Origin of the sequence: Janthinobacterium sp. RA13 (genome assembly GCF_000745325.1) — a bacterium.
GTDB lineage: Bacteria > Pseudomonadota > Gammaproteobacteria > Burkholderiales > Burkholderiaceae_D > Janthinobacterium > Janthinobacterium rivuli.
Genome location: NZ_JQNP01000001.1, coordinates 4965539 through 4979839 on the forward strand (window position 1 = coordinate 4965539; position 14301 = coordinate 4979839).

11 protein-coding genes are annotated in these 14301 nt (G+C 63.0%); 7 read left to right on the forward strand and 4 right to left on the reverse strand.

The annotated features are described in order from the left end of the window. Positions 1-8 precede the first annotated feature (8 nt). A complete protein-coding gene (locus tag FG13_RS21970; protein ID WP_034753479.1) occupies positions 9-452 on the reverse strand; it encodes a thioesterase family protein in 444 nt (147 codons plus the stop codon). Positions 453-571: 119 nt separating this feature from the next. Then, positions 572-2020 (reverse strand): PQQ-dependent sugar dehydrogenase, encoded by a 1449-nt coding sequence (locus tag FG13_RS21975; protein ID WP_035824321.1) that lies wholly within the window; start codon positions 2018-2020, stop codon positions 572-574. 208 nt (positions 2021-2228) lie between these two features. Here FG13_RS21975 and FG13_RS21980 point away from each other — a divergent pair, with 208 nt between their 5' ends. Both FG13_RS21980 and FG13_RS21985 read left to right on the forward strand, forming a co-directional pair. Further along, positions 2229-3335, forward strand: a complete 1107-nt coding sequence (locus tag FG13_RS21980) for an S-(hydroxymethyl)glutathione dehydrogenase/class III alcohol dehydrogenase (RefSeq protein ID WP_035824324.1) — start codon at positions 2229-2231, stop codon at positions 3333-3335. A gap of 117 nt (positions 3336-3452) precedes the next feature. Further along, complete coding sequence (locus FG13_RS21985) at positions 3453-3686, forward strand: hypothetical protein (protein ID WP_034784311.1); 234 nt, start codon at positions 3453-3455, stop codon at positions 3684-3686. Between the two features lie 4 nt (positions 3687-3690). Here the strand turns inward: FG13_RS21985 and FG13_RS21990 are convergent, their stop codons facing one another. After that, positions 3691-4695 (reverse strand): GlxA family transcriptional regulator, encoded by a 1005-nt coding sequence (locus tag FG13_RS21990; RefSeq protein ID WP_035824326.1) that lies wholly within the window; start codon positions 4693-4695, stop codon positions 3691-3693. A 115-nt stretch (positions 4696-4810) separates the two neighbouring features. On the opposite strand from FG13_RS21990, the gene FG13_RS21995 reads away from it, so the two are divergent. From FG13_RS21995 to FG13_RS22005, 3 genes are all read left to right on the forward strand, one after another. After that, positions 4811-7756 (forward strand): polymer-forming cytoskeletal protein, encoded by a 2946-nt coding sequence (locus FG13_RS21995; protein ID WP_152598829.1) that lies wholly within the window; start codon positions 4811-4813, stop codon positions 7754-7756. 91 nt (positions 7757-7847) lie between these two features. After that, positions 7848-8546 (forward strand): dienelactone hydrolase family protein, encoded by a 699-nt coding sequence (locus FG13_RS22000; RefSeq protein WP_035824330.1) that lies wholly within the window; start codon positions 7848-7850, stop codon positions 8544-8546. A gap of 140 nt (positions 8547-8686) precedes the next feature. Further along, on the forward strand, positions 8687-9103 hold the full coding sequence (locus FG13_RS22005; RefSeq protein WP_035824332.1) for an SRPBCC family protein: 417 nt from the start codon (positions 8687-8689) through the stop codon (positions 9101-9103). 114 nt (positions 9104-9217) lie between these two features. On the opposite strand, the gene FG13_RS22010 is transcribed toward FG13_RS22005, so the two are convergent. Beyond that, positions 9218-10834, reverse strand: a complete 1617-nt coding sequence (locus FG13_RS22010; protein ID WP_035824333.1) for a M28 family peptidase — start codon at positions 10832-10834, stop codon at positions 9218-9220. A 134-nt stretch (positions 10835-10968) separates the two neighbouring features. Between FG13_RS22010 and FG13_RS22015 the strand changes: the two genes are divergently transcribed. Next, a complete protein-coding gene (locus tag FG13_RS22015) occupies positions 10969-11850 on the forward strand; it encodes an alpha/beta fold hydrolase (protein WP_051959344.1) in 882 nt (293 codons plus the stop codon). Positions 11851-12050: 200 nt separating this feature from the next. Then, on the forward strand, positions 12051-14210 hold the full coding sequence (locus tag FG13_RS22020; protein WP_081922845.1) for a DEAD/DEAH box helicase: 2160 nt from the start codon (positions 12051-12053) through the stop codon (positions 14208-14210). Positions 14211-14301 lie beyond the last annotated feature (91 nt).

Here is a 14301-nt window from a genome sequence, read left to right on the forward strand (position 1 = left end):
ATCGCGTCTCAATCGATCCAGTTCACCTGTGGAAACTTGCTGCCGAACTCTTCCGGCATGGGCACGACCTGGCTGCGCTTGTAGTTGAAGAAGACAAAGCCGGACTTGGCCATCGCGATCAGGGTGTTGTCGCGCGGGCGCGTGATGCGGAAGGTGATGTCGCCGCCATACTTGTTGAAATCCATGACGCCCACTTCGAACAGCAGCTGGTCGCGCGCATGGGCTTCGGCGCGGTAGGTGGTGGCCAGGTCGGTGACGATGATGCCGGTGCCATCCGCTTCGATGTCGCGCACGCCGTATTCGAACAGGAAGCGGGCGCGTGCTTCGGAAATCATGGAAATCATGGAATCGTTGCCGAGATGGTTGCCGGCGTTGATGTCGGTCGTGCGTACCGTCAGTTGCGAGGAATAGCAGTACTGGTCTTCAGGAAATTCAAGTTTCAAACGGGCCATGGTGTTCTCTTGGGCTGGGGCGCAGGGCGCGGCGGAAAAAATCCATTCTAGCCGGTTCCCCGCGCCCCGTCGAAAAACAGTCCCAGCCGCGTGCGCGGGGCCGCTTTACGGGTGTACGCTTATTTGCGCACAATCCTGTACACCTTGCCCGTGCCGCTCAGCATGTACAGCTCGTTTTGCGCGTCCTGGCCAAACGACAGGATATTGCCCACGTTCGTGATGCCCCAGTCTTTCACGGCCGATGCCGTGCCATTGCTATAGCTAAAACTTTTCAGCCAGGCGCTGCAGTAGTCGGAATACAGGTATTGCCCCGCCAGTTCCGGCAAGGCCGTGCCCCGGTACACATAGCCGCCCGTGATCGAACAGCCGTTGGCCGCATCGTTGCTGTACGTGATGGCGGGCAGGACCAGCCCAGCCTGGTTGCAGCTGGCGCTGTTGTAGCACTGCGTGCCTTCCATGATGTTCCAGCCATAGTTGTTGCCCGCCTGCCCCACGGGGCGCACGTCGACCTCTTCCCAGTTGGCCTGGCCCACGTCGGCGATGTACAGCAGCTGGGCCGGCACGTCGAAGGCGTAGCGCCACGGATTACGCAAGCCATAGGCCCAGATTTCAGGGCGCCCGCCTGCCGTGGCAAATGGGTTGCCGGGTGGAATGGCGTACGGCTGGGCCACCGTGCTGGCGTTGACGTCCAGGCGCAGCAGTTTTCCCAAGAGTACGTTGGTGTTTTGCGCGTTGCCGGGCGGATCGCCCCCGCTGCCGCCGTCGCCCGTGCCCGCGTACAGATAGCCGTCCGGTCCAAAGCTGAGCAAGCCGCCATAGTGGTTGTTGAACGTGGGATGGGGAATCGTGATGATGTTCAGCGCGGACAGGGGATCGGCCACGTTGGCGTTGCCAGCCGACACTTGCCGCCGCTCGATGACGATATCGCCGGCCAGGTTCGTGTAGTACAGGAAGAAATAGCCGTTGCTGGCGTATTGCGGATGAAAGGCCATCGACAGCAAGCCCCGCTCGCCGCTGGTGGTGGTGAGCGTACTGATGTCGAGGAAGGGTGTGGCCAGCAGGTTGCCGTTCTGCACCACGCGGATGCGGCCGGCCCGTTCGATAATGAACAAACGGCTGTCGCCGGGCGGCGCCGTGAGGAAGATGGGCACGCTCAAGCCGCTGGCCACTTCCTGCAGGCGCAGGGCCAGCGGTGCTGTGGCCGCGTACGTGACGGCCGCGCTGGCCGTCGCCCCCGCATTGACTTGTATCTGCTGCGTGACGGGCGTGGGCGCCAGCGTTCCCGTGCCCTGCGCCACGCTGGCGGCGCTGAGCGTGTAGGCGCCGGGCGCCAGGTCCGTGAGCGTGGTGCTCGCCGTCAGCGTCTTGCTGTACGACGCCGGTCCCGTGACCGTGACGGCGCCCGCCACGCCGGCCGGCAAGCCGCCGAGGGTGACCGTCAGGCTGCCCGTGGTGGCGCCAGGCGCAGGGTGGTGATGGCCGCCGCCACAGGCAGCCAGCAGGGACAGGCAGCATGCCAGCAGCAGGGCCAGCCAGGGCCGGGGGAGGCGGAAAGGTAGATGGCGCATGTCAGTCTCCTGCGGGAATGACGCAACGGCTGATCGAGGGGATGTGCCAAGAATGCGCGTCTTTGTGGCGGGAAGTTTGCGCTGGCGCAAACGTGCGGCGGCATCGGACAAATGCGCCGCGTTTTCAGACAAGCGCAGGGCCAGCTGTGCCACCGTGCCAGCAGCCGCCCGATAATGGCGCATCTGAAACCGAGCAGGAATGACACACATGAAAACCAAAGCCGCGATTGCCTGGAAAGCGGGCGCTCCGCTGACCATCGAAGAAGTCGACCTGGCCGGCCCGCGCGCCGGCGAAGTGCTGGTCGAGCTGAAAGCCACGGGGATTTGCCATACCGATTACTACACCCTGTCCGGCGCCGATCCGGAAGGCATCTTCCCCGCCATTCTCGGCCATGAAGGCGCCGGCGTCGTCGTCGACGTGGGCCCGGGCGTGACGACCCTGAAAAAGGATGACCACGTCATCCCGTTGTACACGCCGGAATGCCGCCAGTGCAAGTTCTGCCTGTCGCAAAAGACGAATCTGTGCCAGGCCATCCGCTCCACGCAGGGCCGCGGCCTGATGCCGGACGCCACCAGCCGCTTTTCGCTCAATGGCCAGCCGCTGTTCCATTACATGGGCACGTCGACCTTTTCGAATTACATCGTCGTGCCGGAAATCGCCCTGGCCAAGATCCGCGAAGATGCGCCGTTCGACAAGGTCTGCTACATCGGCTGCGGCGTGACGACGGGCGTGGGCGCCGTCCTGTTCTCGGCCAAGGTCGAGGCGGGCGCCAACGTGGCCGTGTTCGGCCTGGGCGGCATCGGCCTGAACGTGATCCAGGCGGCGAAAATGGTCGGCGCCGATAAAATCATCGGCATCGACATCAACCCGGCGCGCCAGGCCATCGCGCGCAAGTTCGGCATGACGCATTTCATCAACCCGAACGAGGTGGAAAACGTCGTCGACGCCATCGTGCAACTGACGGACGGCGGCGCCGACTACAGTTTCGAATGCGTGGGCAACACGACCCTGATGCGCCAGGCGCTCGAATGCACGCACAAGGGCTGGGGCAAGTCCTTCATCATCGGCGTGGCGGCGGCGGGCCAGGAAATTTCCACGCGGCCCTTCCAGCTGGTGACGGGACGCGAATGGCGCGGTTCGGCCTTCGGCGGCGCGCGCGGCCGCACGGACGTGCCGAAGATCGTCGACTGGTATATGGAAGGCAAGCTCAACATCGACGACCTGATCACGCACCGTTTGCCGCTCGAACGCATCAATGAAGGCTTCGACCTGATGAAGAGCGGCGAATCGATCCGTTCCGTCGTGTTGTACTAATCTTATCGGATGTACTCATTGCGCAACACTTGACGGACGGGGCAGGGCGGCACGCTGTACTTCGCTGCCTGCCCCTGCTAGTGTGAAGACATCACCGCCTTGCTTTGGGAGCCGTTCATGTTTGCCACTGCCTACCTCGCCACCTTGCGCCGCATGCTGCCCGTCTTCCTCGGCGCTGCCCTGTCTTCCCTGCTGGCCTTGTGGTGGAGCAATGCCGCCAGCCTCGCCACGCCCGCCATCTGGCTGGCGCTGCTGGCCACGTATCTGCTGTGCGCACTGCTGTTTACGCCGCTGGCCCGGCAGAGCCGCCAACTGGCCACGCGCCACGTGCGTCACGGCAAGCCGCGCTGAGATCCTAGCGCGCCGTGCTGGAAAAGCGCTCGCGGTAGTCGCGCGGCGTGATGGCGAGTTTCTTTTGAAACAGCCGGCGCAGCCTTTCCTCGCTATGCAAGCCCGCCTGCACTGCCACCTGTTTTAAGGAAGACACATTGTCTTCCAGCAAACGGCGCGCCACTTCGAAGCGGGCCGTGTCGATGAATTCCGTGGGGCTGGTGCCCGTTTCGCGCTGGAACACGCGCGTAAAATTGCGCTCGCTCATGGCCAGCCTGGCCGCCAGCAGCGGCACAGTAAGCTCTTCTGCCAGGTGCTCCATGATCCAGCCCTGCAACTGGCGGATGGTGGGATGCGTCGTCATCTGGCTCGACAGGTGCACGGAAAACTGCGACTGGCCGCCGGGCCGCTTCAGATACACGACCAGGTCGCGCGCCACTTCCAGCGCGATATCGCGGCTGAAATCGTCTTCCACCAGGGCCAGCGCCAGGTCGATGCCGGCCGTCACGCCGGCCGACGTCCAGAATTTCCCTTCCCGCACGAAAATCGCATCGGCATTGACCTGTATCAATGGATAGCGCTGACGCAGGCTGTCCACGGCGCTCCAGTGCGTGGCGGCGCTCTTGCCGTCCAGCACACCGGCCTCGGCCAGGAAGAAGCAGCCCGTGCACAGGGCCGCCAGGGTGTCGATGCGCGGCGCCGCCTCGGCCACCCAGGCGGCGAGGGCGGGGATGTCCTGCAAGACTTGCTCGACGTGGTGGCAGCCGACGATGACGGCCAGGTCGGGCAGGCGGCTGGCATCGAGCGCCTTGCTGGCATGCAGCGACATCAGGGTGTCCGACTCGACCGGGCCGATGGCTGTCGACACGATGCGCACGTCGTAGCCGCCGGGCAGATTGCGCAGGCGCAAATGGGTGTTGGCGTAGTCAAACACTTTCATGGCGCCGATGGCTTCGAGCGCCTTGAAGCCGGGATAGACGATGATGTCGACGGTGCGCAGGGGGAATTCTTTGGGGCTTTGCTTGATCATGCGATATGCGCGAGGGGGATAAATACTGCCATAATGCAACAACAGCGATGGCGTAGGTTAGCATGAAATAACCGGCGCGCCCGCTGGCTCCCCACCCACCGGATTCCTCGATATCGTGCGCTTACTTCACATTTTTGCCGCCCTGACATTGCTGCTGGGCTCATCCCTTGCCCACGCGGCCACGCTCAACTTCAATGGCGGCGCCGTCAGCAACTGCAACCAGAGCCAGGATGGCTTGCAATACACGTGCACCTCGCTGGCGCTGACCTCCACCGACGTCATCGTCATCGGCAGCGCGTATGCCGTGACGGTCAACAGTTCGCTGGCGATGAGCTACAACCAGGGCTTGACGATGAGCGGCAATGCCACGCTGACGGTCAAGGGCAATCTCGATATCAAGGAAATCAATCCGCCGAACCTGAAAGTCACGGGGGGCAACCTGACAGCCGAGGGCGGCACTTTCCTCATGGGCGCGCAGGAACAGACCATCACGGCAAATGTTTCCGCCACGACCATCAAGATGGGCTCGAACAACGTCAAGGTGACGGGTAAGATCAGCGCCAAGGGCCCCGTGGAAATCGCCTCGGGTTCCGTCATCAACGGGCCGATCAGCGGCACCATCGTCAATATCCTGCCCGCCAGTACCCGCATCCAGGGCGATATCACGGCCAGCGTATCGCTGACCATCGGTTCCGGCAGCCAGGTGACGGGCAATCTGAAATCGCCGACGATCGACCTGAAGGCGTCCGGCCTGCTCGTCACGGGCGACGTCGACGCCAGCAATTCCCTGTCGATCGCCTCCGGCAATGGCATCAAGGGCAATGTGGACGCCGGCGAGGTGACGCTCGACTCGTCCAACGCCTATATCACGGGCAACGCCAAGGTCGACCACATCACCCTGGGCTGGCAGGGCCGGGTGCAGCAAACCATCACCTGCAAGGCATATACGCCATCGAACCCGTGCAGCTGCGTGACGAACAATAGCGGCTGGGCCTTCAATGAACCGATGGGGCCGAAATGCGGGCCCGGTACGCCGAGCGGACTGCACCATTTCCAGATCGAGCACCCGCTGACGGCGCTCACTTGCCAGGTGCCCACGGTGAAGGTAACAGCCTGCGCCGATGCCAGTTGCAGCGCGGTCTACAAAAATGGCGTGAATGTCACCGTCAGCCCGGGCGGCGAGTCGACGCCGATCGATACCAGCGGCGTCAACGCCAATGTCACGGTGCGCCAGACCACGGTGGGCATCGCCACCCTCGGCCTGGTCAGCACGCCCGCCACGACGGGGGCGCTGGTGTGCAAGAGCGGCGGCAACACGAGCAATTGCCAGATCAGCTTTCTCTCCAGCGGCTTCCAGGTGAGCGGCATTCCGCGCTACGCGGAAGTGCCGTATAAATTGGAAATCAGCGCCTTGCAAGTATCACCCAACAATCCGACCGCTTGCGTGACCATGTTCGCCGGCCAGAACAAGGACTTGAACCTCACATGTGCGTACGGCAATCCGGACAAGGGGACATTGCCTGCGCGCATCTTTGACAGCGCCAAAAATAGCTATGTTGCCCTGGCGGCCAGCGACCAGAGCAGTTGCAGCGGGACGAGCACCAAGTTGAGAGTGACGTTCGACGCCGATGGCGTGGCCAAGCCGAACATGCTGTATGCCGATGCGGGAGCGCTGCTCCTGACGGCCTCTTACAAGCCCGATAGCGGCAGCGACAAAGGTTTGGACATGAGCGGCAGCGGCACGGTCATCGTGGCGCCGCAGCAATTCCTGTTGACGAAGCTGGCGCCGACGCAGCGCGCTGGCCTGGCGGCAACGCCTCTCGTGGCGGGGACACCCATCACGTTATCGGCCGTCAACGCGCTCGGTGCCGTGACGAAGAACTTTGGCAACGAAAGCGGTGTCGCGGTGCAAAAAGTCGTGCTCGGCCGTAATCTGCTGGCGCCGGTCTACACAGACGTAAGCAATCCAGAAGTCGGCGGCGATCTCGATTTCGTGAAGAAAGGGGGCGTCATCGCGGCGCCGCCGCTGGTCTGGCCCGAAGTGGGCAAGATCAATTTCACGGCCGCGCTGCAATACGGTTATCTGGGCAGCGGCCTGACGTCGCCGGGGACGAGCGATGCCGTACTCTTTTATCCGCACCACTTTGTGACGGAACTGGTGGTCAAGAAAGTGGACCTCCCGGGGGGGACGAAGACGGAGTTTCCTTTCCCGTGCAGCGCGCCGTTCGTGTGTGCCGGCGACCGTGCCGTGTATTCGCGCCAGCCTTTCGATCTGACCATCCGCGCCCAGACCTCGGGTGGCGTGGACACCAAGAATTTTGACGCCAGGAATGACGTCATCAACAAAACGCAAGTGACGCTGGTCCCGTATGACGCGGCTACGGAGAAGAACAGCTATCCGCCCACGGCGCCATCGGGCAGCACGCTGACGGATGGGGCAAAAGCACCTGCGGCCGTGACGGGCGTACCCGTCAGCAGTTTCAGCAATGGCGTTGCCACGCGCTCCATCGCCTACAGTTTCCCTTCGGCCTATGCCGTGCCCAAAGAGCCAACGGCACTGGCATCGCCGACGGGGCTGCTGCTGCGCGCGACGTATGCCTACCCGGCGGCCGGTAATGTGAGCTCGGCACCGGCCGATGGCAAGGAAGCGCAGCTGACCGTGCTCACGGGCCGCCTGATGGTGCCGCATGACTACGGTTCCGAGCGCTATCCCGTGCGCCTGGCGGTACAGACGCAGTACTGGGATGGCAAGACCTGGGTCACCAGTCTGCTGGACAGCATCAGTGCGTTCGACAACACGCTGGTGGTGTTTGCCAATTGCAAGAAAACCCTGGTATGCAAGGACTTTTTATTGCCCAATAACACTATTGTTACTTATACGGTCGACAAGGGCGTCTTGCCGCCAAATAGACGCCTGATCCTGGCGGCGCCCGGCGTCGGCAAGAGCGGCAGCGTCGATGTTTCCGTGCCCGGCATTGCGTACTTGCCCAGCACCGTGGGCACCGTCGTCTTTGGCGTCTTCAAGTCGGGCCCCGTGATTTACCTGCGCGAGATGTATTAGCCTGAACCAAGGGCGGGGGCAGGCAGCGCGAAAAACCAGTAACATGCCTGGCTGTGGCATTTCCTCCCCCAACCTCAGACTGGAGTTTTCTATGAGCACAACTTCGCAGTGGATCGATATCGCCGGCCCGGACGGCAGCTTCCAGGCTTACCTGGCCGTGCCGCACGTGGGCAAGGGTCCCGCCATCATCCTGTTGCAGGAAATTTTCGGCGTCAACGAGCACATCCGCGCCGTGGCCGACCAGTACGCGGCCGATGGCTACGTGGTGCTGGTGCCCGACCTGTTCTGGCGCGCCGGCGCACACATTGAGCTCGGCTATGACGCGGACGGCTGGAAGCGCGCCGTCGAACTGATGCAGGCAACCGACAATCCGCAGGCGGACGCCGATATCGCCGCCACCGTTGCCGCCCTGCGCGCGCGTCCGGAAGTGACGGGCAAGCTGGCTTCCGTCGGCTACTGCTTCGGCGGCCGGCTGTCGTTCCAGGCAGCCGCGGCCGGCCTGGTCGATGCGGCCATCGCCTATTACGGCGGCGGCATCCAGAACAAGCTGGACCTGGCTGACAACATCAAGGTGCCGCTGCTCATGCATTTCGGCGGCCAGGACAGCCATATCCCGCCGGAAGCCGTGCAAAAGATCGCCGAGCGTTTCGAAGACCGGCAAGACGTGGAAATCCATATCTACCCGGGCGCCGAGCACGGTTTCAATTGCACCCACCGCGACAGCTACCAGCAGCGCGCCGCCGCCCAGGCGCATGGTAATTCCCTGATTTTCTTGGCGGAAAATCTGTAAGACTGCCTCGCCAGACTGGCCAGCCGTTATTTTCCGCCCAGCAGCAAAGCCGCATGGGCGCTAAAATAGCGGCTGTGCCGGGCAACTCCGGCCGGCCGGGCGCGGCGCCCGGCAAACCTGGATGAGGAACCGAATTAAAGATGGCCCAAGTAATTGTTTCTGTAACATTGGCGGCAAGCGCCGAACGAGTGTGGGATTTTATCGGCGGCTTCCAGTCGCTGAATGAATGGTCGAGCTCCATCAAGACCAGCCTGTCCGAGCACGGCGGCAGAGTGCGCCGCCTGAAAACCACGGACGGCGCCATCATCGCCGAACGCCTGCAAAGCTACAGCGAAGCGGACAAGAGCTACAGCTACACCATCGTCTCGGGCCCGATCCCCGTCAAGAACTACCGTTCCACCCTGCGCGTCACGGGCGAACCGGGCGCGAACGAGTGCGTGGCGGAATGGTCGAGCGAGTTCGACGCGGCCGAAGGCGTGGAAGAGGTCATGGTGGGCGCGTTTCAGCATCTGTATGAGACGGCGTTTGTCGACCTGAAACGCATCATGGCGATTTGAACGCTCGTAGGTCGGATTAGCGGCAACGCCGCGTAATCCGACACCACCACCGGCGCCAACAATGTTGTCGGATTACGCGGGGCGATGCCCCGCTAATCCGACCTACGCTTGACGTTACCGCTTTACCTTCCCAAACGCTTCACCCTTGTTCCACACTGGCAAATTCTTGTCATTCGCCACTTCATAGCCCAGGTTCAGGGTGAATTGCGCCTGCTGCACCATGCCGGACAGATCCCATGACGGCTTGTACTCGTCGGTGACCTGGTGGTAATCCTTTTTAAACGCCACCAGGCGCTCGCCTGAGGCTTTGGGCTCCTGGACGAAGTCGAACGAACCGTCGCCGGAAAACACGGCCGAGCCCACGTTGAAGGCGGGCACGCCGGCCTTGGCAAACGCAAAATGGTCGGCCCGGTAAAACGCGCCGGACAGGTCGGGGATGGTCGGCGCCAGTCGCAGACCCATGCGCTTGGCCACCCTGGCGGCGCTCGCGTACAGGCTGCTACGCTCGGCGCCGGCCACGCCGATGTCGTGCGTCTTGCCGACGAAATTCATGCTGTCGAGGTTCAGGTCGGCGGCCGTCTTGGCCAGTGGCCACAGGGGCGCGCGCGCGTAGGCCGTGCTGCCCAGCATGCCCGTTTCCTCGCCAGCTGGCCACAGGAAGATCTGCGTGCGGCGCGCCGGCTGTTTCACCGCCACTTGCGCCATGGCCAGCAAGGCGGCCGCGCCCGAGGCGTTGTCGATGGCGCCGTTGTAGATATGGTCGCTCTGGCCGCTGCGTTGGCTGCCTTCGTCATCCTTGCCCAAGTGGTCCCAATGGGCCGAGTAGATGACGGCTTCGTCCTTGAGTTTCGGATCCGTGCCCGGCACGATGCCGGCCACGTTGAATTGCTCGATGCTGCGGATCTGGCTGTTCAGTGCCACCTTGACCGTCGCGTTCAAGGCGACGGGGCGGAATGCGCGCGTTTCCGCCTGTGCGCGCAAGGCGTCCAGGTCTTGCCCGCCCGCCTGGAACAGGGCGCGCGCCATGTCTTCCTGCAGCCAGCCTTCCATCGCATTGCCCGCGCCCACCAGGTTGAAGCGTTCATGGCCGAAACCGTTGGCCGGCACCGACCACGGATACGACGCCGATGCCGTCGTGTGTATCAGCAGCACGCCAGCCGCGCCCTGGCGCAGCGCTTCTTCGTACTTGTAGACCCAGCGGCCGTAATACGTGAGCGACTTGCCGGCGAAGCGCTGCGGTTCGGCGCTGGTCGGCTGCGGGTCGTTGACCATCATGATGACGAGTTTGCCCTTCAGGTCGGCGCCCTTGAAATCGTCCCAGTTTTCTTCCGGGGCGCGAATGCCGTAGCCGGCAAACACGACGGGCGCGTCGAACGCCACTGTCTGTTGCCCATTCGCCGCGCCAAAGACGATGTCCTGGCCGAAGGCGGGAGACAAGGTCTTGCCGCCCGCGCTGAAGGTGACTTTGCTCGATGGCAAGGCCTTGCTGCCGACGATGGTCAGCGCCTGGCGGTAGCTGCCATCCTTCAACGGTTGCAGGCCGGCCACGGCCGCCTGCGTTTCCAGGTAGCGCACGGCCAGGTCGCCGCCGCGCTGGCCCGTGCCGCGTCCTTCCAGCAAATCGTCGGCCAGGAAGGACAAGTGGGCGCGCAGGGGCGCTTCGGCAACGAGCGGCTGGGCGAGGGTAGCCGTGCTGAACAGGCTGGCGGCGAGGACGAGGGGAAAGCGCATGACAACTCCAAAAGTGAATACGGGAAAGCAAAGCAGCGGCAATCTTACTCTACCGCAATGCTCCAGCGTAGCGCGCGGCGTGCGTGCGCCATTGCGGCCACAATGGCTGCTGGTCCACCGACAAGGAGCGTTCCATGACACCCCCTGACTTGCATTCAAACAATACCCTGCGTACTAACGACGGTACATTGATCCACTACAAGGACTGGGGCAGCGGCCCGCCCGTCGTCTTCAGCCACGGCTGGCCATTGTCGTCCGACGCGTGGGAAGACCAGATGTTTTATCTGGCTTCGCACGGCTACCGCGTCATCGCGCACGACCGGCGCGGCCATGGCCGTTCCAGCCAGCCCTTCGACGGCAACGACATGGATACCTATGCCGACGACTTGGCCGCCCTGATCGCCGCGCTCGACTTGACGGGCGCCACGCTCGTCGGCCACTCGACGGGCGGCGGCGAAGTGGCGCGCTACATTGGCCGCCATGGCACCGGGCGCCTGGCCGGCGCCGTGCTGGTGGGCGCCGTGCCGCCGCTGATGCTGCAGACGGCCGACAATCCGCTGGGCTTGCCGCTATCCGTTTTTGACGCCATCCGCGCCGGCGTGCAGGCCGACCGCAGCCAATTTTTCCGCGACTTGAGTGTGGCCTTCTATGGCTACAACCGGCCCGATGCGAAGCCCTCGCAGGGCGTGCGCGACGGTTTCTGGCGGCAAGGCATGCAGGCGGGCATGCCGGCGTCTTACCTGTGCATCAAGCAATTTTCCGAGACGGATTTCACTGCTGACCTGGCCAAATTCGACGTGCCGACCCTGGTGATCCACGGCGACGACGACCAGATCGTGCCGATCGCCGCCTCGGCGCGGCGCACTGCCGAGCTCATCATCGGCAGCAAGCTGCTCGTGTATGCGGGCGCGCCGCACGGCTTGGCGACGACGCACAAGGACAGGCTGAACGAGGACTTGCTGGAATTTTTGCGCCACTCGGTCGATGCGGCAAGCAATATCGAGGCGCACCTGTAAAACCGGCATATCCATTGCAAAACACATAATATTGTTTGATTTTTGCACCAATTGCGTGCGGATCGCCGATTTTTCTGCGTTTTAGAATGCAAAAAATGGCGTTCTGCCGCCTCGTTCCACCCGGTAAGGTCCAGTAAAGAGTAAACTAGCAGATACACTCTTTCGCATTGGGCGATTCGAGCGAACTTGTGAGTGATTTCATGTCTGATACACCAATTTCCTTATTTTCCGACCTTAACCTGAGCGAGCCGCTGATTCGCGCGCTCAAGGATGTCGGTTACGAAACACCGTCGCCTATCCAGGCGGCCACGATTCCATTATTGCTCGCGAACCGCGACGTGCTGGGCCAGGCGCAAACAGGCACGGGTAAAACCGCCGCCTTCGCCTTGCCGATCCTGTCGCGCATCGATCTGAAACAAAGCTCACCCCAAGCCCTGGTCCTGGCACCGACGCGCGAACTGGCCATCCAGGTCGCCGAAGCGTTCCAGGTGTACGCCGCCCACATCCCCGGCTTCCACGTGTTGCCGATCTACGGCGGCCAAAGCTACGGCCCGCAACTGTCGGCCCTGCGCCGCGGCGTGCACGTCATCGTCGGCACCCCAGGCCGCGTCATCGATCACCTGGACAAGGGTTCGCTCGACCTGTCCAAGCTGAAAACCCTGGTGCTGGACGAAGCCGATGAAATGCTGCGCATGGGCTTTATCGACGATGTCGAACGTATCTTGAAAGAAACCCCGGAAGGCCATCAAACGGCCCTGTTCTCGGCCACCATGCCTTCCGTCATCAAGCGCATCGCCACCACTTACCTGGTGAACCCGGCCGAAGTGACGGTTGCCGCCAAGACGGGCACGGCCGACAACATCCGCCAGCGCTACTGGCTGGTGTCGGGCATGCACAAGCTCGACGCGCTGACCCGCATCCTGGAAGCGGAAGCGTTTGACGGCATGATCATCTTTGCCCGCACCAAGCTGGGTACGGAAGAGCTGGCCGGCAAGCTGCAAGCGCGTGGCTTCTCGGCTGCCGCCATCAATGGCGACATCCAGCAAGCGCAGCGCGAGCGCACGATCCAGCAGTTGAAAGACGGCAAGATCGACATCCTCGTGGCAACCGACGTGGCCGCCCGCGGCCTGGACGTCGAGCGCATCAGCCACGTCGTCAACTACGACGTGCCGCACGATCCGGAAAGCTACACCCACCGCATCGGCCGCACGGGCCGCGCCGGCCGCAGCGGCGAAGCGATTTTGTTCATCACCCCGCGTGAAAAGAACTTGTTGAAAGCCATCGAACGCTCGACCCGCCAGCCGATCGGCATGCTGGAACTGCCAACGATCCAGGCCGTCAACGACGTGCGTATCGCCAAGTTCAAGGAACAGATCAGCGAAACCCTGGCCCTGGGCGAACTGGAACAGTTCCAGTCGCTGATCGAGGATTTCGAGCGCGAGCAAAACATTCCCGCCATCGAAATCGCCGCCGCCCTGGCGAAGATGGCGCGTGGCAATACGCCGCTGCTGCTGGACAAGAACAAGGCGCGCGAGCAAGCCACGTGGCAGGACGACCGTCCTGTGCGCCAAGACCGTTTTGAGCGCAACGACCGTCCGGAACGGGGCGACCGCTTCGACCGTAACGAGCGCAGCGACCGTGGCGAACGCCCGGCCTTCCCGAAAAAGGAACGCATTCAACGTCCAGCCGACGCCGGCATGCAGACCTTCCGCATTGAAGTCGGTCATCAGCATGGCGTGAAACCGGGCAATATCGTGGGCGCCATCGCCAACGAAGCGGGCATCGATTCGAAAAACATCGGCCGCATCGAAATCTATGACGACTACAGCGTCCTGGACTTGCCAGACAGCATGCCGAAAGAATTGCTGGACCAGCTGAAAACCGTGTGGGTCGCGGGCCAGCAGCTGCGCATCAGCCGTGACGGCGACGCGCCGGACCTGGCGCCGCCAGCCGCGCCACGCAAGCCGTTTGCCGCCAAGTCCGCGCCAGCGTTCAAGGATGCGCCAGCGGACGCGGGCGAGGCAGCCCCAGCGCCGCGCGCGCCGAAGAAGGAACGTCCACGCCCGGGCGTGACGGCTTACCGTATCGAAGTGGGCCGTGAGCACGCTGTGACGCCAAGCAACATCGTCGGCGCCATCGCCAACGAAGCGAACCTGGAAGCCAAGCATATCGGCCGCATCGATATCTTTGACAACTACAGTGTGCTGGACCTGCCGGAAGGCATGCCGCCGGAAATCCTCGACCACCTGAAATCGGTCGTCGTTTCTGGTCAGAAACTGCGCATCAGCCTCGACGATGGCACGACGGAACGCAAGCCTGCGCCACCGCGTCCGAAGTCGCCGCGCAAAACATTCAAGTAAGCCATCCCCACGGGCGCTACGGCGCCTGTGTCGCGGATTGGAGACACATCCCCCACTGGCGCGTTCGCGCCAGTTTTTATTTTCCCTCAAG